We start from the raw sequence: 20,106 nt of genomic DNA, 5'->3' as shown, positions 1-20,106 counted from the left end.
CTACCCCCGCGAACGCTGGCCGCGCTTCTCGCGTACCCGGACGTTGATCCGGATGGGGGTGCCCTCGAAGCCGAACGTCTCGCGCAGCCGCCGCTCCAGGAAGCGCCGATAGCCCGCCTCGAGGAAGCCGCTGGTGAACAGCACGAACGTCGGCGGACGCGATGCCGCTTGGGTGGCGAACAGGATTCTGGGTTGCTTACCGCCGCGCACCGGCGGTGGGGTGGCCGCGACGATCTCCTTGAAGAACGTGTTGAGGCGGCCGGTGGGGATGCGTGCGTCCCAGGACTGCAGCGAGGTCTCCAGCGCGGGCACCAGCTTCTGTACGGCCCGCCCGGTCATCGCCGAGATGTTCACCCGCGGCGCCCACTGGACCTGCGCAAGTTCCCGCTCGATCTCCTTGTCCAGCAGATAGCGGCGATCCTCGTCGACCAGATCCCACTTGTTGAACGCCAGCACCAGCGCCCGACCCGCCTCGATCACCATCGACAGCACCCGCTGGTCCTGCTCGGTCAACGACTGGGAGGCGTCGATCAGCACCAACACCACCTCCGCGGCGTCGATCGCGCCGTGGGTACGCACCGACGCGTAGAACTCGTGCCCACTGGCCTGACCGACCTTGCGGCGCAACCCCGCGGTGTCGATGAAACGCCACGTCTTGCCGCCCAGTTCGATCAGTGAGTCGACCGGATCGACGGTGGTGCCCGCGACGTCGTGCACCACCGAGCGCTGATCACCGGCCAGCCGGTTGAGCAGGGAGCTCTTGCCGACGTTGGGCTTACCGACCAGCGCGACGCGCCGTGGACCGCCGCTGACGGCCCCGACCTCGGACACCTCCGGCAGCTTCTCGAGCACCCGGTCCAGGAGGTCGGCCACCCCGCGCCCGTGCATCGCGCTGATCGGGTGCGGCTCGCCCATACCCAGCGACCACAGCGCGGCGGCATCGGCCTCGCCGCGCTCGTTGTCGACCTTGTTCGCGGCCAGGAACACCGGTTTGCCCGATTTACGCAGCATGCGCGCCGCGGCCTCATCGGCCGCGGTGGCCCCGACGACCGCGTCGACGACCAGGATGATCGCGTCAGCGGTGCGCATGGCCACCGTGGCCTGATCGGCCACCAGCTGCTGCAGCCCCTTGGCGTCCGGCTCCCATCCGCCGGTGTCCTGCACGACGATGCGGCGGCCCGACCACAGCGCGTCGTAGGACACCCGGTCGCGGGTGACGCCGGGAACATCCTGGACCACGGCTTCGCGACGGCCCAGGATCCGGTTGACCAGGGTGGACTTCCCGACGTTGGGTCGCCCCACCACGGCGACCACCGGTGGCGGTGCGGACGCCTCCTCGATGGCGTCGGCCACCTCTTGGGCGCCCAGTTCCCAGTCGCCCTCGTCGACCCAGGTGCCGTCGGCGTCGGTCATCGGCTCACTCCGGCCCGCTGCTGGACGAGGTCCTGGAGGTGCGCGACGACCTCGGGTTCGGACATGTCGCTGGTGTCGACGACCAGAGCGTCCTGCGCCGCCCGCAGCGGCGAGACCGCACGCGTCGAGTCGAGGTGGTCGCGGCGCTGGACGTCGGCGAGCACGGTCGCATAGTCGTCGGCCAGCCCGTTGGCGATGTTCTGGTCGTTGCGTCGGCGCGCGCGCTCCTCGGCCGATGCGGTCAGGAAGATCTTCACCGGCGCCTCAGGCAGTACGACGGTGCCGATGTCGCGTCCCTCCACGACCACGCTGTCCGGACCGGTCGCGAGGGTGCGTTGCAGTTCGACGAGCCGGGCGCGCACCCGCGGCACCGCGGATACGGCCGACACCGCCCGGGTGACCGCATCGCCGCGGATCTCCGACGAAACATCCTCTCCGGCAAGGTATGAGCGGTCGTGGTCGGGGTCGTATCCGACGGACAGCTCGACGGTGTCCGCGGCGGCGGCCACTGCGTCCGCATCAGCCGGGTCGATACCCGCCCGCAGCACAGCCAGCGTGACGATGCGGTACATCGCCCCGGTATCCAGATAGCGGGCCCCCAGGGCTCGCGCCAAACCCCTTGAGACAGATGACTTCCCGGTGCCGGCCGGCCCGTCGACGGCAATCACCAGATTGTCCGGGTTCCCGTCCGTCACATGCCCACCGCCTTGTACAAGTCGCCGATCTCCTTGCGGGTCAACACCCGGATGCTGCCGGGCCGCTGATCGCCCAGTGTCACCGCGCCGATATCGGTGCGCACCAGCTCCTGCACCGGGAAACCGACCTCCGCCAACAACCGACGAACGATACGCTTACGGCCCTCGTGCAGGGTCACCTGCACCATCGACCGGCCGGGCAGCGCGTCGACCACGGCGAAGTCGTCGACCCGGGCCGGTCCGTCGTCGAGCTCCACCCCGGCGCGCAGCTTCCTGCCCAGTCCGCGCGGCACGGTACCCAGCACGGTCGCCACATACGTCTTCGGCACCTCGAAGGACGGATGCATCAAGCGGTGCGCGAGTTCACCGTCGTTGGTGAGCAGCATCAGCCCCTCGGTATCGGCGTCGAGCCGGCCGACATGGAACAACCCCTTGTTGCCGCGCACCCGGTGTTCGACCAGGTCACCGATGCACGGCCGGCCCCGGTCGTCGGACATCGTCGAGTGCATACCGCGCGGCTTGTTGATGGCCAGATGCACCAGCGTGTCGTCGACCAGTACCCGTGTCCCGTCGACCCGGATGTCCGACGTCGCCGGATCGACCCGGGTGCCCAGCTCGGTGACGATGGAGCCGTCCACCTCGACGCGTCCGTCGAGGATCATCCGTTCGGCCACCCGCCGCGATGCGACACCGGCCTGCGCGAGCACTTTCTGCAGCCGTACACCCTCGGGTTGGTTCATCGTTCTTCCCGGTCCACGTCGAAGGACACCGACGGGTTCGCCGGCGCTGGATTGCCGGCGAGTTTGGCGAATCGCGGTTCCTCGCCCAGGTTTTCGCTCAGGTCGTCGATCACGTCGACATCGGGCAACAGCGGCGCGATGTCGGGCAGATCCGTCAGCGACGACAGCCCGAGCCGCTCGAGGAACAGCTCGGTGGTCCCGAACGTCACCGCCCCGGAGTCGGGATCGGTGCCCGCCTCGGTGATCAGACCGCGCGCCACCAGCGTGCGTATCACCGCGTCGACGTTGACCCCGCGCACCGCACTGACCCGGGCCCGGGTCACGGGTTGGCGATAGGCGATGACGGCCAGCGTCTCGAGCGCCGCCCGGGTCAGCTTGGACCGGGCACCGTCGAGCAGGAGCCGCTCGACGTACGGGGCGTACCGGGCGCGGGTGTAGAGCCGCCACCCGCCGCCGGCTTCCCGCAGGTCGATTCCGCTGTCGCGCGCAGCCAGCTCCCCGGCCAGCCGGGTCAGCGTCGCCTCGATCAGGTGCGCCGGCTGATCGGTCGCCGCGGCGAGCGCCTCGATGGTCACCGGGGTGTCCACGACCAGCAGCAGCGCCTCCAACACGGCTTCGAGCTCGGCGTCGTCGAGATCGGGAGCCGTCGCGACCTCGACGCCCAGATCGGCATCGGATATCTCGTCGGTCATCGGTCCGTTCATTCTTCCGCGTCGACGGTTGCCAGGTGTTCGTTGGTCGGCCGGTCCCCGGTCCACGAAACCTGGAGCACACCAAGCGGTTCTGATTGCTCGAATGCTACCGCCCTGGCCTTGAACAGTTCGAGCAGCGCCAGGAAGCGGCCGACGATCTGCAGACCGTCCTGACATTCGGCGACCAGCTCGCCGAATGTGGCCCACTCGCCGATCCCCCGGTCCTCCAGCAGCGCCATCAGCCGTCTGGCCTGCTCGGGCACCGACACCGCCTGCATGTGCAGGTGGCCGGTGCCGACGGTCGGCACCGGCCGGGGTGTGAAGGCGGCGGCCGCGATGTGGGCGAATCGTTCGGCGTCGACGCCGAGCATCACCTCGGGCAGCAGGTCGGCGAACTGTTGTTCCAGCGACACCGCACGCGGATAGCTGCGCAGCGCTGCTGCCTCCAACTCGGCGAACATGATCGCGACATGCTTGAACGCGCGGTACTGCAGCAGGCGTGCGAAGAGCAGGTCACGCACCTCGAGCAGGGCCAGATCCTCCTGGTCGTCGACCTCGCCGGCCGGCAGCAGACGCGCGGCTTTCAGGTCGAGCAGGGTGGCGGCCACCACCAGGAACGCCGTCGTCTCGTCCAGCCCGAGCTGTGCGCCGATCGACTTGGTGTAGGCGATGAAGTCGTCGGTCACCTGGTGCAGCGCGACCTCGGTCACGTCGAGTCGGTGAGCGAAGATCAGTTGCAGCAGCAGATCGAACGGCCCCTCGAAATTGCTCAGCCGTACCTGGAAACCGGTGGAAGGCGATGCGTCGGTGCCCGTGGTGTCGCTGCTGGTGTCGAGGCTCACGCGCCGAACCGGTGGATGACTTCCCGCGCCAGCGACCGGTAGGCCTCGGCGCCGGCCGACTTGGGCGCCCAGGTGGTGATCGGCTCCCCGGCGACGCTGGTCTCCGGGAAACGCACGGTGCGCGAGATCACGGTGTCGAACACCAGGTCTCCGAAGCGCTCGACCACCCGGGCCATCACCTCGCGGGCGTTGACCGTGCGCGGGTCGTAACGGGTGACCAGGATGCCGCTGATGTCGAGTTTGGGGTTGAGCCGGTCGCGCACCTTGTCGACGGTGTCGGTGAGCAACGCCAGCCCACGCAGCGAGAAGTACTCGCACTCGGTCGGGATCACCACGCCGTCACTGCAGGCCAGGCCGTTGACGGTCAACAGACCCAGGGACGGCTGGCAGTCGATCAGCACATAGTCGTAGCGGTCGAGAACGGGGTGCAGCGCCCGGCCGAGGGTTTGCTCGCGGCCCACCTCGTTGACCAGCTGGATCTCCGCGGCGGACAGGTCGATGTTGCTGGGCACCAGATCCAGGTTGCGGACCCGCGTGTTGATCAGCACGTCGTCGATGGACACCCGGGGTTCGACGAGCAGATTGTGGACGGTGTTGTCGAGTTCGTAGTGCGGAACGCCCAGACCGGCAGACAGCGCCCCCTGCGGGTCGAGGTCGACCAGCAGCACCCGGCGCCCGTATTCGGCCAGGCTGGCGCCGAGGTTGATCGTCGAGGTGGTCTTCCCGACGCCGCCCTTCTGGTTGCACATCGCGACGACCTTGGCCGGGCCGTGGGTGGTCCGCGGGGACGGTTCGGGAATGGTGCGGGGCGGTCGCCCGGTCAAGCCCAACTGCACCGGCGCGTCAGCGGCCGCGGCGTCGTCGGTCATGCCGGGCCGCCGCCGGCCAGGCAGTCCATCCGCAGGGCGAACATCCGGTTGAGTTTAACGGCGCGCCGCGGCGCCGCGGGGCAGACCCGCGGTGATCGGGTCGTGGGGCGTCAGCGGGCCCGCGGATGGGCGCCTGCCCACACCTCGCGCAGGGCGTGCACGGTGACCATGGTGTAGATCTGCGTCGTCGTCACCGAGGCGTGCCCCAGCAGTTCCTGGACGACGCGGACGTCGGCGCCACCCTCGAGCAGATGGGTGGCGAAGGAATGCCGCAGGGTGTGCGGTGACACCGCGGTGGTGATGCCCGCCCGTTCGGCCGCATCCTGCAGCACCTGCCAGGCACTCTGCCGGGACAGCCGGCCGCCGCGGGCATTGAGAAATATTGCCGGGGTCCCGCGACCGCGTCGGGCCAGATCGGGCCTGCCACGCACCAGGTAGGCGTCGAGCGCGCTGACCGCCGGTCGACCGATCGGCACCAGCCGCTGCTTACCGCCCTTACCGCGCAGCAGCACCGAACGCGCCTCGGTGTCGACATCGTCGATGTCGAGCCCGACGGCTTCGGAGATGCGCGCGCCCGTGGAGTACAGCAGTTCCAGCATCGCCCGGTTGCGCAGCGCGAGCGGCCCGTCGGCCTCACTGTCGCCACCCGCGCCGTCGAGCAGCGCGAGCACCTCGTCGATCGACAAGCTCTTGGGCAGCCGGCGGCTGGGTGTGGGCGGTTTGACGGCTCGGGCGACGTCGCAGTCGGTGAGTCCCTCGGCGGCCGCGAAGCGGTGCAGACCGCGCACGGCGATCAGCGCGCGAGCGGCGGAGACCGCCGACAGGGCTGCGGTGCCGGCATCCGGGTCGCCGCTGCGCAGCGCGACCAGGAATTCGCTCACGTCCCTCTCGGTGACCTTCGCCAGGTCGTCCACTCCGCGGGCGACAAGGTGCTCGGCGTAGCGCCGCAGGTCGCGGCGGTAGGAACTCAGCGTGTTGGCGGCCACGCCGCGCTCGATGGTCAGGTGGTCGAGGTACCCCTGCAGTTGGTCGTCGAGCGCGCGGACAACGGACGCCGTCACTGCGTGTCGTCCTTCCGCCGCGCGAACGCGGTGGGCCGATCGATCCAGGGCGCGTCCACCGGTCGCAACTGTTCGACGTCGCCCATGGTGTGGGCCGCCAGGATCCCGGCGACCGCGATGCAGTTCACGATTTCGCCGGCCAGCACCTTGCGTACCGCGTCGCCGAGCGGGACCCGGTCGATGGTCAGATCGGCTTCCTCGTCGTGCGCGTCGGGGCGGCCGATGTCGGTGAGGCCGGTGGCCAGATACACCCGTACGCCCTCGTCACTGAACCCGGGCGCGGAGATGATGTCGACGAGCACCCGCCAGGTCTGCGCCGAGAGCCCCGCCTCCTCCTCGAGTTCGCGCGCGGCGGTCAGATGCGGCGCCTCCCCGCCCACGTCGAGGATCCCGGCCGGAAGCTCCCACAGCCGCCGGCCCACCGGGTGGCGGTACTGATAGATCATCACCACGTTGCCGTCGTCGTCGAGCGCGACGATCGCCACCGCACCGAAGTGTTCGACGACCTCTCGGCGCGCGGTCCGCCCGCCCGGCATCCGCACCTCGTCGCCACGCAGGGCGAAGATGTTGCCGACGTAGATCGTCTCGCTGTCGACGGTCTCGAAATCGTGGTCAGCCACGGGACGCGGGTTCTTGCAGCAGCTCGCCCGCCCCGTTGGACCGCTCAGCGATCCGATCGTCGGCCCGCTCGGGGATCTCGACGGGCAGCCGTTCGGCGGCCTTGTAGTCCAGCGCCGCCCCGATGAACGCCGCGAACAGCGGATGCGGCCGGGTCGGTCTGCTCTTCAGCTCCGGGTGCGCCTGGGTACCGACGAGGAACGGATGCGATGCGGCGTCGTACTCGACGAACTCGACGAGATGTCCGTCAGGTGAGGTTCCGCTGAAGCGCAGGCCGCTCTCGGCGATCCGGTCGCGGTAGCTGTTGTTGACCTCGTAGCGGTGGCGGTGCCGCTCGGACACCTCGGTGGCCTGATAGGCGTGCGCGACGATCGAATCCGGCTGCAGGACCGCCGGATACGCGCCCAGCCGCATGGTGCCGCCGAGGTCGGCGTCACCGGCGACCGCATCGCGTTGATCGGCCATCGTCGAGATCACCGGGTCGGGGGTGTCGGGTTCGAACTCGGCGGAGTTCGCCTCGGCCAGCCCGACCGAGCGGGCCGCCTCGATCACGATGCACTGCAGTCCCAGACACAGCCCGAGCACCGGCAGGCTGCGCTTACGGGCGTAGGTGATGGCGCCGATCTTGCCCTCGATCCCGCGGATCCCGAATCCGCCGGGAATGAGCACGCCGTCCACATCCTCCAGCGCCGCCGCGGCGCCGCTGTCCAGTTCGCAGTCGTCGGAGGCGACCCAGCGCATCTCGACCTTCGCGTGGTGGGCGAAACCGCCCGCGCGCAGCGCCTCGGCCACCGACAGATAGGCGTCGGACAGGTCGATGTACTTGCCCACCAACGCGATTCGTACGGTTTCGCGTGGCTCGTGGACGCGTTTGAGCAGATCGTTCCACTGCGTCCAGTCGACGTCACGGAACGGCAGGTTCAACCGGCGCACCACGTAGGCGTCGAGTTCCTCGCGGTGCAGCACCTTGGGGATGTCGTAGATCGACGGCGCGTCCGGAGTGGAGATGACACCGTCGATGTCGACGTCGCACATCAGCGCGATCTTGTTCTTGAGCCCTTCGGGCACGTCGCGGTCGCACCGCAGGATCAACGCGTCGGGGGTGATGCCGATACTGCGCAGCGCGGCGACCGAGTGCTGGGTGGGTTTGGTCTTGAGCTCGCCGGAGGGCGCCATGTACGGCACCAGCGAGCAGTGCAGGAAGAACACGTTCTCGCGGCCCACATCGTGGCGGATCTGACGCGCCGCCTCGAGGAACGGCTGCGATTCGATATCGCCGACGGTGCCGCCGATCTCGGTGATCACCACATCCGGGCGGTTGCCCTCGCCGTCGGGCAGCGCCATCGCGAGGATGCGTTCCTTGATCTCGTCGGTGATGTGCGGAATCACCTGGACGGTGTCACCCAGGTACTCCCCACGCCGCTCCTTGGCGATGACCTTCGAATAGATCTGCCCGGTGGTCACATTCGCGAAGCCGGTGAGATTGCGATCGAGGAACCGCTCGTAGTGACCGACGTCGAGATCGGTTTCCGCGCCGTCCTCGGTGACGAACACCTCACCGTGCTGGAACGGATTCATGGTGCCGGGGTCGACGTTGAGATACGGGTCGAGCTTCTGCATCGTCACCTGCAGGCCACGCGCGGTCAGCAGCTGCCCGAGGCTCGAGGCGGTCAGGCCTTTACCGAGTGAGGAAACGACACCGCCGGTCACGAAGAGGTGCTTGGTGGCCGCTTGCGGATGCTTGCGAAACGCGGGCAAGAACAACCTCCGTGACGACGGGCAGGGCTTCACTTCTCTAGGCTTGGTCCTAGCTTTGGGGCCTGCCGACCCACGGAACCCAACCCTAACACCGACGCCGACAAGCCGTCGCTGACGCGCCGCATCGTCGCAGCGGCCTACTGCGGAACGGTCACCGCCGAGGCGCCCTGGCCGATGCCGTACTGGCCGGGCTTGCCGCCGCCCAGCAGGTCGGCCAGCGCGAGGACCGAGGTGATCCGGCCCGATTCGGAGTCCACGTCGTCGACGGTGCTGACCGCCGAGGCCAACGCCGCATCCGAGCGGGTCACCGCCACCGCGCCGGTTCCCGAGGCCGAGCCGTCGCGACCGACCAGCACGGTCCCCGACCCGTGCGCGGCCATCCCGGCGGCGAACCGTGCGACGGTCGAGCCGCGGTTGCCCGCGTCGTCGGCAAGTGGCCCGCCCGTCACGATGAGCGCGGTGTCGGCGGCGCCGACGGGATCGGCGCCGTAGGTGAGGAAGCCGGTGTCCCGCAGCGCGGTGAGCACCGTGTCACGTTGCGCGTCGTCGACCACCGGAGCTGCCGGGTTCCGGTTGCGCAGCAGCGCGATGCCCAGCAGATCCCCGGCCTGGGAGCCCTGGTCCACCGAGGTGGTACTGAGTTGGGTGCCGGCGGGGACGATGGGCGAGTTCACCACCGAGAGCAGTTTCTCGGCCGAGTTGGCCTCGACGAACTCCTGGGTCAGCGACACGGTGCCGCTGACCGTGCCGCCGGCCTGGCCGACCAGTCGGCTCAGCGCCTCGACGTCGTCGTCGGCGGCGTCGGGCGTGCGGAAGAACACCACGGATTTGCCGCCCAGCGTGTCGCGCAGCACGCGCGGCGCCAGCAGCGCGTCGAACTCGCCGGCCGCACTCAACTTCTCGTTGAGCGCATTCTTCTCCTCGGTCAGTCCGTCGATCTGGTGCTGCAGGTCCTGCTTGTCGTCACGCAGACCCGACAGCACGGTGTTGGACAACAGCCCGGAGCCCAGCGCCACCCCGATGGCCAGCGCCAGGAACACCGCGGCGAGCGAAATGGCGTGGGTGCGTAGCGAGATCATGGGTCAGCTCACAAGCCCCTGGGCCCAGAGCAGGAACTGGTTCCAGTAGTGCTGGAGCCACTCGAGCACCGCGGCATCGGCGCGCGACACCCACAGCGCTGCGATGACCGCGATCAGCATGGCCAGGATCAGCAGGGCGATGGCCCCGCCGGAGACCCGGCTGCGATACAGGGTGGCGACCGCCTTGGCGTCGACGAGCTTCTCCCCCACCTTGAGCCGGGTGAGGAACGTCGACGGATTGCTGCGCTGGCGGGTGCGGTCGAAGAACTCCTCGATGCTCGCGGTGTGACCGCAGGTGACGATCAGCGACGCGCCATGGTGGTCGCAGAGCAGCAGCGCGAGGTCGGCCGCCGAGCCGGCGGCCGGAAATGTCATCGCGCCGACACCGAGATCCTGGATGCGCTCCAGTCCGGCCGCGTGGCCGTCCGCGTCGGCGGGGAGTACCACCTGGGCGCCGCTGCGCAGCACCTCGGTGCTGATCCGGTCCGGGTCACCGACGATCAGGGCCGGCCGGTAACCCGCCTTTCGCAGCACATCGGCGCCGGTACCCACGCCGACCAGCACCGGCTGGTACTCCTTGATGAACGGTTTGAGGGCCTTGAGGTCTTCGGCGGTCTGAGGCTCCTCGGCCACGATCACCACGTGCCGACGGTTCAGATCGACGTCGATGTCCGGGATCCCGATGCCGTCGATGAGCAGCGGGCTCTCGCTGCGGATGAATTCGATGGTGTTGCCCGCGAACGCTTCCAGGTGAGCCACCAGGCCGCTCTTGGCCTCGTGCATGAGCTCGTGGATCTCCTGGTCGGTGCGCTCGGTGCCCAGGCCGATCCTGCGGTCGCCGGAGTAGACGCCACCGTTGTGCAGGCGGATCCGCCCGCCGTCCTTGATCTTCTTGAAGACCTCGGGGCCGGTTTCGTCGATCAGCGTGATGCCGTTGGCGACGAGCACCTCGGGGCCCAGGTTGGGGTAACGCCCGGAGATGGACGGGGAAGCGTTGACCACACCGGCGACGCGGGCCTCGACCAGCGCGTCGGCGGTGATGCGATCCAGGTCGAGGGCGTCGAGGACGACGATGTCGCCGGGCCCGATGCGCCGCAGCAGGCGGTCGATGTCGCGGTCCACGCGGGCAGTGCCGGTGATCCCCGGCCGTGAACTGGCATTGCGGGTGAGCAGCGCTGACATCTTCATGCGGTGGATTCTGTAGTCGAACCCTCAAGTAGAGGTGGAGGCGCGCCGTAACATCAGCCCCAGAAGTTATCTCCAGTCACACCAGTAACACCCTCAGGTGGCGTCGGCCCGATCCTGTCGCGCGGCTTCGAGCAGTTCGCGAGCATGGGCGCGGCCGCTGTCGGATTCGCCCAGACCGGCCAGCATGCGGGCCAACTCGGCGACCCGGTCGTCGTCGTCGATCCGGCGCACGCCGCTGGACTTCCTGCCCTTGGCCTGCCCCCCGCTGTCGACGACGAGATGGACATCGGCGTAGCACGCCACCTGCGGCAGGTGGGTGACGACGATGACCTGGTGGGTGCGGGCGAGTTTGGCCAGCCGGCGTCCGATCTGCACGGCCGCCCGGCCGCCCACGCCGGCGTCGACCTCGTCGAAGACCATGGTGGTGCCCTCCGCCGACGCGGCCAGCACGACCTCGATCGCCAGCATCACGCGGGACAGTTCGCCACCGGATGCGCTCTTCGACAGTGGCAGGACGTCGGTTCCGCGGTGCGCGGCGAACCCGAAGTCGATCGCGTCGACGCCGTCGTGGCCGGCGTGCGCGACGGTGCCGTCGCCCAGTGGGAGGGGTGCGGAGTCGTCGCCGCGAACCGGGATGGGCGCCACGCTGACGGTGAATTCGGCGCCGGCCATGGCCAGTCCGCTCAGTTCGGCGGTGACGGCCTTGGCCAGGCCCTTGGCCGCTTTGCCGCGTGCCCGGGTCAGTTCCGCCGCCGCCGAGACGACGTGTGTCTCCGATTCGGCGACCCGTCGTTCCAGACCGGCGAGCGCCTCCTCGGACACGTCGAGCTGGTCGAGGCGCTCCCGCGCTTCCCGGGCCCAGGCCAGGACGCCGTCGATATCGGCTGCGTATTTGCGGGTCAATGTCCGCAGCTCGGCCTGTCTGGCGAGTTTGGTCTCCAGGGTGCTCGCATCGCTGGGCAACGCGGCCAGATAGTCGCCGAGCTCGCCGGCCACGTCGCCGATCACCGCAAGCGCCTCGCCGAGCTGGGCGCCGAGCGAACGCAGGGTTGCGTCGTCGGTGGCGTCGAGCGCCGAGCGGGCGAGCCCGACACCGTCGGCGGCCGAGGACGATTCGGTGCCGGCGTCGTCGTCATCGCCGGTGAGCGCGGAGCGGGCGCCCTGAGCGGCCTCGCGCAGTGCGTCGAGCTCGGAAAGCCGCCGGATGTCCTCGACGAGGCTGTCGTCCTCCCCCGGCACCGGATCCACGGCGTCGATCTCGTCGAGGCCGAACTTGAGCCGGTCGGCCTCCTGGGCGAGTTCACGTTCGCGGTGCCTGCGGTCGGCCAGATCGCGCCGCGCGGCCAGCCACTCCTCCCGCGCGCCGCGATAGCGCTGCAACGGCTTGTCCACACCGGCGAAGCGGTCGACGGCCGAGCGCTGTTCGTCCGGCCGCATCAACCGCAGCTGGTCGTTCTGACCGTGCAGTGTCAGCAGTTCGGCGGTGAACGTGCTCAGGGTCTTGGCCGGGACGCTGCGCCCACCCAGATAGGCCCGCGACGGGCCGTCGCGGCTGACCGAGCGGGCCGCGATGACGCTGCCGTCGTCGTCGCGATCGGCACCGGACGACTCCAGGATGTCGTCGACGCGGCCGCTGACGCCGTCGCCGAGGTCGGTGGTGAGGAAGCGGCCTTCGACCACCGCCCGCTCGGCGCCGGAGCGCACCCGGTTGGCGTCCGCCCGGGCACCCCCGAGCAGGTGCAGCCCGGTGACGACCATGGTCTTACCTGTGCCGGTCTCCCCGGTGAGTACGGTCAGGCCGCGGTCGAACTCCGCCGTGGCCGTGCTGATCGCGCCCAGGGACTCGATGCGTATTTCGGCGAGCACGATGGCTACTGCCCCCGCCAGCCGGTGACCGGCAGCCGGAACTTGCGCACCAACCGGTCGGTGAACGGGGCACTGTCGAGCCGCACCCACTTCAGCGGCGTCCCACAGCGGGTCACCTCCAACCGCGCGCCGGCGGGCACCACCATCTCGCGACGGCCGTCGCAGAAGACCAGCGCATCGTGGCCCTGCGCCTCGATCTCGATCGCGATGGCAGCGTCGGGGCTGGTGACCATGGGTCGGGCGAACAGGGCGTGGGCGTTGTTCGGCACCACGAGGATGGCTTCGAGGTCCGGCCAGAGAACGGGACCGCCCGCGGAGAACGCGTAGGCCGTGGAACCGGTCGGGGTGGAGACCAGCACACCGTCGCAGCCGAAGGCGGACACCGGGCGCCCGTCGATCTCGACCACCACGCCGAGCACCCCCAGCCGCGGCCCCTTCTCCAGACTGGCCTCGTTGAGCGCCCAGCCGCGGTTGATGATGCGGCCGTCGGCGCGCACGACGACGTCGAGCGTCATCCGCTCCTCGACCCGGTAGTCACGACGGATGACGTGATCGAGCACCAGATCGATGGCCTCGGCCTCGGCCTCGGCGAGGAAGCCGATGCGACCGAGATTCACGCCCAACACCGGGATCTCGACGTTGCGGGCGAGTTCGGCGGCGCGCAGGAAAGTCCCGTCACCACCGAGCACCAGCACCAGCTCGCAGCCCTCGGCGGCCCGTTCATCGGCGTCGACGACGTCGATGTCCATTCCGATCGAACGGACATCGGAGGCCGACAGATTCGCCGGTCCGCGGTCGACGGCCTCCGCGGCCAGCACCCGCAGCCCCACTTCCTGCGCCCCGCACATCTTCTGTACCTTGCGCGCGACCTCGGTGGCCTCTTCGCGTCCGGTGTGCACCACCAGCAGGATGGTGCGCTCGCTTGTCATTGCGGTCCCTCCGTCACGGCACGATGTACCGCCTGGTCGAGGTCGTCACCGCGCAGCGCCGCATCCGCGCGGGCCCGCAGCCACAGAAAGTATTCGACATTGCCCGAGGGCCCGGGCAGCGGACTGGCCGTCGCCCCGACCGTGTGCCAGCCGAGTCTGGCCGCGCCGGCGGCGACGGCCAGCACCGACTCCGCACGCAGCTGCGGATCGGTCACCACACCGCCGGCGCCGACCCGGTCCTTGCCGACCTCGAACTGCGGTTTCACCATGGGAACGATATCTGCGTCGGGTGACGCGCACGCGGTCAGCGCAGGCAGCACCGTGGCCAGGGAGATGAACGACAGGTCGGCCACGATGACGTCGGCCGGGCCGTCGATCGCCTCGGGGGTGAGCTCACGCACATTGGTTCGTTCCACGACGACGACCCGGCTGTCCGAGCGCAGCGACCAGGCCAGCTGGCCGTACCCGACGTCGACCGCGACCACCTGGCGGGCACCGCGGTCGAGCAGCACCTCGGTGAAGCCCCCCGTCGACGCGCCGGCGTCCAGGCAGCGCCTACCCGCCACGTCCACACCGAACGCGTCGAGTGCACCGATGAGTTTGTGGGCGCCCCGGGAGACCCAGGTACGTTCGCCGGCCGTGTCGACGGTGATGTTGGCGCTGACGGCGACGGCGGTCGCGGGTTTGACCGCGGGCATGCCATCGACGCTGACCCGCCCGGCGACGATCAATTCGGCCGCCTGCTGGCGGGATCGGGCCAGACCGCGGCGCACCAGCTCGGCGTCAACACGCGCGCGCCGTGGCACGGGCGGCTCACCCCTTCTCGACCGATGCCAGTGCCTGCACCAGCACGTCGTGGGCTTCCTCCAACCGGACGGCGATGCTGTCGATGTCGCTGTCGGCGAGGTCGGTGATCTCTCCGGGCTCGGGAACGTCGCCGAGCAGAGCCGCGACCCGGGTTCGGATCTCGTCGGGATCGGTAGTCATCTCACGCAACGCTAGCCGACGCCGGGTGTGAGCAGCGACCACCGTTGCAGTGCGTCGGTGGCCACGTCGTCGCCGCCTCGGATCGTCACGACGTCGCCGTCGAGATCGGCGGTCCACACCGCGTGGGCCGTCGCCCGCACCACCGATACGTCGTCTCCGGGGTCCGCACCGGTCGCATGAACGGTGAGGACATCGCCGTCTGCAACGCGTCGAACATCGATGCGCCAGGCGGGGTGGGCCGAGACACGCAGCGACTCCACCGGCGCGTCGAGGGATCGAAGGTCTTCGGCGATGTAATCGGGGCGCTGGTCGGCGGCGGCTCGCACGGTGTCATCGGCGGTGCTCACGCCGGTCAGCACCAGCAAGCTCGGCAGCGAGGCGGCGACCGCACCCGCGATGTCGGTGTCCAGCCGGTCCCCGACCACCAGCGGCGCATCGAACTGGCCGCGACTCAGTGCGTTGGTCATCAGCGCGGGTTGGGGCTTACCGGCCACCTGCGGTTCGCACCCTGTCGCGATCCGCAACGCCCCCACCATCGAGCCGTTTCCCGGCAGCAACCCGCGTTCGGACGGCAGCGTGAGGTCCACGTTGGCAGCCACCCACATCGCACCGGCCCGCAACGCCAGGGCGGCTTCGGCGAGTTGCGGCCAGCCCGTCTCGGTCGAGTGTCCCTGCACCACCGCAACCGGATCTTCGTCGAACCGCCGGACCGCGCGCAGACCGACGTGACGGATTTCGTCGGCCAGGGCCTCGGTGCCGACGATCAGAACCGGTGCCCCGGCGGGCAACTGATCGGCCAGCAGCAAGGCGGCGCTCTGCGCGCTGGTGACGACGTCGTCGGTCTCGGCCTGGAAGCCGAGCTCTCTGAGGTGACCGGCGACATCACCCGGACTACGCGATGCGTTGTTGGTGACGTAGAGGACGCGGGCGTCCAGAGCGGCAAGACTCTCGACCGATCCCGTCGTCGGTTCGTGCCCTCGGAACACCGTGCCGTCGAGGTCCAGCAGCAGGCAGTCGTACTGCTGCGCAAGCGTCGCCACGTCAGCTCAATTCCGTGATGCGGTCCTCGGCGTCGGTGACGCCTTCGAGGTCCGCGGCCGCCGCGCTGAGGAACCACTCGAGCGCCTCGTCCCGGCGACCGAGTGCAAGCAGGGTGTCGGCATAGGCGTAGAACAGCCGGGCCGCAGTCTGGCCCCGACGGGTCCGGTCGAGTTGCGGTGACGACAGCACCGCGAGCGCCTGTTCGGTCTGGCCGAGATCCGATCGGGCGCCGGCCACGACGATCCGCAGCTCATCGGCGTCGTCGCCGGTCAGTTGTTCGGCCTCGGGCGTGCGAGCCAGCTCGATGGCGCGCTCGGGGCGCCCGACGCCCCGTTCGCAATCGGCGATCAGCGCGAGCAGCGGGGATTTGCTGCCCATCCGGCGGGCAGCCCGCAGCTCCGCGAGCGCCTGTGCCCAGTCTCCGCAGTAGTACGCGGCGATGCCGACCGCTTCACGAACGGCCGCGATACGACCGGACCGCGCTCGGGCGGCGCGGGCGTGCTCCAGTGCCGCCTGCGGATCCTCTTCGAGCAGTTCGCCCGCGGCCACCAGATGCCGGGCCACCGCGTCGGCGGTGGTGCGGTCGAGGGTGGTCAGTTCACCGCGGATCTCCGGCGCCAGTTGGCGGGCCTCGATCTCCGGCGGGATGCGCGGGCCGTCGGCGCGGGGTTTATCGGCCACGGGCTGGGTGGGACGAGCCCTTCCCGGCCCGGAACGTTGATCTCGGGGCCGGCGGGGACCGCCGGATTGCGACGTATTGCGTGCGCGACGCTCGTCGCGCCCACCCTGCCTGTCCTCGCCCACGTCAACCTTTCGCCGCCCCCTGCTCGAGACGAGTTTACGTGTCTCGAGAAATGGGCGGCAATTCGCCAATTATGCAGCCATTTACCGGAGAAATGCCGGAGCCCCCGACTTGTGATCGGGGGCTCCGGACTTAAAGGGTGTTCGGCGGTGTCCTACTTTTCCACCCGTGTGGGTAGTATCATCGGCGCTGGCAGGCTTAGCTTCCGGGTTCGGGATGGGACCGGGCGTTTCCCTGCCGCTATGGACCGCCGTAACTGTATTCACTCGTTTTTGAGTGATCCCCCGTGGTGGGGGAAGTGTTTTTTGGTGGTGGGGTGTGAATCGTGGTTGATTCTGGTGTGGGTGTGGTTGCGGGCGTCGTTGGTGTTAACACACTCACCGTTGGTTTTGGGTGTGTGTAAGTTTTCGGCCGGTTAGTGCCAGTTCCCTACGCCTATTACTAGGTGTGCAGGTCTGGTCTATCGATCCCGTGGTCTGCGGGGGGCCTTATCCCACTTAATGGGTGAGAAGCCTGGTCTTGGAGGGGGTTTCCCGCTTAGATGCTTTCAGCGGTTATCCTGTCCGAACGTGGCTATCCAGCGGTGCTCCTGGTGGAACAACTGGTAGACCAGAGGTTCGTCCGTCCCGGTCCTCTCGTACTAGGGACAGATTTCCTCAAGCTTCTGACGCGCGCGGCGGATAGAGACCGAACTGTCTCACGACGTTCTAAACCCAGCTCGCGTGCCGCTTTAATGGGCGAACAGCCCAACCCTTGGGACCTGCTCCAGCCCCAGGATGCGACGAGCCGACATCGAGGTGCCAAACCATCCCGTCGATATGGACTCTTGGGGAAGATCAGCCTGTTATCCCCGGGGTACCTTTTATCCGTTGAGCGACACCCCTTCCACTCAGAGGTGCCGGATCACTAGTCCCGACTTTCGTCCCTGCTCGACATGTACGTCTCGCAGTCAAGCTCCCTTGTGCACTTACACTCAACACCTGATTGCCGTCCAGGTTGAGGGAACCTTTGGGCGCCTCCGTTACATTTTAGGAGGCAACCGCCCCAGTTAAACTACCCACCAGGCACTGTCCCTGAACCGGATATACGGTTCGAGGTTAGAAGCCCAATACGACCAGAGTGGTATTTCAACAACGACTCCACACTCACTGGCGTGAATGCTTCACAGTCTCCCACCTATCCTACACAAACCGTATCGAACTCCAATACCAAGTTGTAGTGAAGGTCCCGGGGTCTTTTCGTCCTGCCGCGCGTAACGAGCATCTTTACTCGTAATGCAATTTCGCCGAGTCTATGGTTGAGACAGTTGAGAAGTCGTTACGCCATTCGTGCAGGTCGGAACTTACCCGACAAGGAATTTCGCTACCTTAGGATGGTTATAGTTACCACCGCCGTTTACTGGGGCTTAAATTCTCAGCTTCACCCCGAAGGGTTAACCGGTCCTCTTAACCTTCCAGCACCGGGCAGGCGTCAGTCCGTATACATCGTCTTGCGACTTCGCACGGACCTGTGTTTTTAGTAAACAGTCGCTTCTCACTGGTTTGTGCCACCCCCTCACGCTCGAGACCGTAAAGATCCGTCACGCCATGGGGGTCCCCCTTCTCCCGAAGTTACGGGGGCATTTTGCCGAGTTCCTTAACCATAGTTCACTCGTACGCCTTGGTATTCTCTACCTGACCACCTGTGTCGGTTTGGGGTACGGGCCGTGTGCGCACTCGCTAGAGGCTTTTCTTGGCAGCATAGGATCACCGAATTCGCCTCAAACGGCTATGCATCACCTCTCAGGATCTGTGAACGACGGATTTACCTATCGCTCTCCCTACAGGCTTACCCCAGTACAACCACTGACTGGTACGGCTACCTTCCTGCGTCACCCCATCGCTTGACTACTACCACCGAAGGTCCCACGCAGCGGAGAAGACCCGCACCCCGAAGGGATTGGTGACTCCTCGTTTGGATGGTTAGTACCGGTGATTCATCAGGGACGCTCACACACGGGTACGGGAATATCAACCCGTTGTCCATCGACTACGCCTGTCGGCCTCGCCTTAGGTCCCGACTCACCCTGGGCGGACTGGCCTGGCCCAGGAACCCTTGGTCTTTCGGCGGGCAAGGTTCTCACTTGCCTTATCGCTACTCATGCCTGCATTCTCACTCCCACACCCTCCACAACACGATCACTCGGCTGCTTCACCGGATGCAGGACGCTCCCCTACCCATCAACAAAAGTTGATGCCGCGGCTTCGGCGGTGTGCTTGAGCCCCGCTACATTATCGGCGCACAATCACTTGACCAGTGAGCTATTACGCACTCTTTCAAGGGTGGCTGCTTCTAAGCCAACCTCCTGGTTGTCTTCGCGACTGCACATCCTTTTCCACTTAGCACACGCTTAGGGGCCTTAGCCGGCGATCTGGGCTGTTTCCCTCTCGACGCACGGAGCTTATCCCCCGCCGTCTCACTGCCACACTTTCACTTGTCGGCATTCGGAGTTTGGCTGACGTCAGTAACCTAGTAGGGCCCATCGGCCATCCAGTAGCTCTACCTCCAACAAGAAACATGCAACGCTGCACCTAAATGCATTTCGGGGAGAACCAGCTATCACGGAGTTTGATTGGCCTTTCACCCCTACCCACAGCTCATCCCCTCAGTCTTCAACCTAAGTGGGTTCGGGCCTCCACAACATCTTACTGCTGCTTCACCCTGGCCATGGGTAGATCACTCCGCTTCGGGTCCAGAACACACCACTACACACGCCACTATTGACGTGATACGCCCTATTCAGACTCGCTTTCGCTGCGGCTACCCCACACGGGTTAACCTCGCGACATGTCCCTGACTCGCAGGCTCATTCTTCAAAAGGCACGCCATCACCCCACGTTAAAAACGAAGGCTCTGACGGATTGTAAGCGCACGGTTTCAGGTACTATTTCACTCCCCTCCCGGGGTACTTTTCACCATTCCCTCACGGTACTATCCGCTATCGGTCACTGAGAAGTATTCAGGCTTACCGGGTGGTCCCGGCAGATTCACAGCAGATTCCACGGGCCCGCTGCTACTCGGGCATCCATCACTACAGAGCACGTGTTTTCACCTACGGGACTCTCACCCTCTACGGCCGGCCATCCCAAACCAGTTCGACTAACACGAGCTTTTCTCACTGCAGCCCAGACCGGCAGATCTGAGATTGATGAACCCCACAACACCACACACACAACCCCTGCCGGGTATCACATGCATACGGTTTAGCCATCCTCCGCTTTCGCTCGCCACTACTCACGGAATCACTTTTGTTTTCTCTTCCTACGGGTACTGAGATGTTTCACTTCCCCGCGTTCCCCCCCGTACCCTATGTATTCAGATACGGGTGACACGACATCACTCGTGCCGGGTTTCCCCATTCGGACATCCTCGGATCCACGCTCGGTTGACAGCTCCCCGAGGCATAACGCAGCCTCCCACGTCCTTCATCGGCTCCCAGTGCCAAGGCATCCACCATGCGCCCTTAAACACTTACAACACAACACCA

The 20,106-nt window shown here is 67.3% G+C and carries 17 protein-coding genes and 2 rRNA genes; all 19 read right to left on the bottom strand.

Annotation, left to right across the window (positions count from 1 at the left end):
• A complete protein-coding gene (gene der / locus ACN27E_RS03295) occupies positions 1-1,413 on the bottom strand; it encodes a ribosome biogenesis GTPase Der (protein ID WP_422746584.1) in 1,413 nt (470 codons plus the stop codon).
• Positions 1,410-2,108 (bottom strand): (d)CMP kinase, encoded by a 699-nt coding sequence (gene cmk, locus ACN27E_RS03290; RefSeq protein WP_422746583.1) that lies wholly within the window; start codon positions 2,106-2,108, stop codon positions 1,410-1,412. The genes der and cmk overlap by 4 nt, the downstream gene beginning before the upstream one ends.
• Positions 2,105-2,848: a pseudouridine synthase gene (locus tag ACN27E_RS03285; protein WP_422746582.1), complete on the bottom strand. Its 744-nt coding sequence runs from the start codon at positions 2,846-2,848 to the stop codon at positions 2,105-2,107. Before ACN27E_RS03285 ends, cmk begins: the two co-directional genes overlap by 4 nt.
• Complete coding sequence (gene scpB, locus ACN27E_RS03280) at positions 2,845-3,540, bottom strand: SMC-Scp complex subunit ScpB (RefSeq protein ID WP_422746581.1); 696 nt, start codon at positions 3,538-3,540, stop codon at positions 2,845-2,847. The genes ACN27E_RS03285 and scpB overlap by 4 nt, the downstream gene beginning before the upstream one ends.
• An 8-nt stretch (positions 3,541-3,548) precedes the next feature.
• On the bottom strand, positions 3,549-4,382 hold the full coding sequence (locus ACN27E_RS03275; protein ID WP_422746580.1) for a segregation/condensation protein A: 834 nt from the start codon (positions 4,380-4,382) through the stop codon (positions 3,549-3,551).
• Positions 4,379-5,251 carry a ParA family protein gene (locus ACN27E_RS03270; protein WP_422746579.1) on the bottom strand — a complete coding sequence of 291 codons (873 nt, stop codon included), beginning with the start codon at positions 5,249-5,251 and terminating at the stop codon, positions 4,379-4,381. The genes ACN27E_RS03275 and ACN27E_RS03270 overlap by 4 nt, the downstream gene beginning before the upstream one ends.
• 110 nt (positions 5,252-5,361) lie before the next feature.
• Positions 5,362-6,312: a site-specific tyrosine recombinase XerD gene (xerD, locus tag ACN27E_RS03265; protein WP_422746578.1), complete on the bottom strand. Its 951-nt coding sequence runs from the start codon at positions 6,310-6,312 to the stop codon at positions 5,362-5,364.
• On the bottom strand, positions 6,309-6,932 hold the full coding sequence (locus tag ACN27E_RS03260; RefSeq protein WP_422746577.1) for an NUDIX domain-containing protein: 624 nt from the start codon (positions 6,930-6,932) through the stop codon (positions 6,309-6,311). The genes xerD and ACN27E_RS03260 overlap by 4 nt, the downstream gene beginning before the upstream one ends.
• A complete protein-coding gene (locus ACN27E_RS03255; RefSeq protein WP_422746576.1) occupies positions 6,925-8,688 on the bottom strand; it encodes a CTP synthase in 1,764 nt (587 codons plus the stop codon). The genes ACN27E_RS03260 and ACN27E_RS03255 overlap by 8 nt, the downstream gene beginning before the upstream one ends.
• A 137-nt stretch (positions 8,689-8,825) precedes the next feature.
• Positions 8,826-9,767, bottom strand: coding sequence for a copper transporter (locus tag ACN27E_RS03250; protein ID WP_422746575.1), 942 nt, complete (start codon positions 9,765-9,767; stop codon positions 8,826-8,828).
• A gap of 3 nt (positions 9,768-9,770) precedes the next feature.
• Positions 9,771-10,955, bottom strand: coding sequence for a putative cytokinetic ring protein SteA (gene steA / locus ACN27E_RS03245; RefSeq protein ID WP_422746574.1), 1,185 nt, complete (start codon positions 10,953-10,955; stop codon positions 9,771-9,773).
• Between the two features lie 93 nt (positions 10,956-11,048).
• A complete protein-coding gene (gene recN, locus ACN27E_RS03240) occupies positions 11,049-12,821 on the bottom strand; it encodes a DNA repair protein RecN (RefSeq protein ID WP_422746573.1) in 1,773 nt (590 codons plus the stop codon).
• 5 nt (positions 12,822-12,826) lie between these two features.
• On the bottom strand, positions 12,827-13,750 hold the full coding sequence (locus ACN27E_RS03235) for an NAD kinase (protein WP_422746572.1): 924 nt from the start codon (positions 13,748-13,750) through the stop codon (positions 12,827-12,829).
• Complete coding sequence (locus ACN27E_RS03230; protein WP_422746571.1) at positions 13,747-14,556, bottom strand: TlyA family RNA methyltransferase; 810 nt, start codon at positions 14,554-14,556, stop codon at positions 13,747-13,749. The genes ACN27E_RS03235 and ACN27E_RS03230 overlap by 4 nt, the downstream gene beginning before the upstream one ends.
• 7 nt (positions 14,557-14,563) lie before the next feature.
• Positions 14,564-14,737 carry a hypothetical protein gene (locus ACN27E_RS03225; RefSeq protein ID WP_422746570.1) on the bottom strand — a complete coding sequence of 58 codons (174 nt, stop codon included), beginning with the start codon at positions 14,735-14,737 and terminating at the stop codon, positions 14,564-14,566.
• A gap of 11 nt (positions 14,738-14,748) precedes the next feature.
• The gene (locus ACN27E_RS03220) at positions 14,749-15,777 is read right to left on the bottom strand and encodes an HAD-IIA family hydrolase (RefSeq protein ID WP_422746569.1); all 1,029 of its coding nucleotides are present in this window, start codon (positions 15,775-15,777) and stop codon (positions 14,749-14,751) included.
• A gap of 1 nt (position 15,778) precedes the next feature.
• Positions 15,779-16,459, bottom strand: a complete 681-nt coding sequence (locus tag ACN27E_RS03215; RefSeq protein WP_422746568.1) for a tetratricopeptide repeat protein — start codon at positions 16,457-16,459, stop codon at positions 15,779-15,781.
• 262 nt (positions 16,460-16,721) lie between these two features.
• Positions 16,722-16,835: ribosomal RNA gene (rrf, locus tag ACN27E_RS03210) — 5S ribosomal RNA — on the bottom strand.
• A gap of 140 nt (positions 16,836-16,975) precedes the next feature.
• Positions 16,976-20,096: ribosomal RNA gene (locus ACN27E_RS03205) — 23S ribosomal RNA — on the bottom strand.
• Positions 20,097-20,106: the final 10 nt, after the last annotated feature.

The sequence above is a fragment of the Mycobacterium sp. WMMD1722 genome, assembly GCF_049315205.1.
GTDB lineage: Bacteria > Actinomycetota > Actinomycetes > Mycobacteriales > Mycobacteriaceae > Mycobacterium.
Note: the sequence above shows the minus strand (reverse complement) of the source record. Positions and strands in the feature narration are given on the sequence as shown.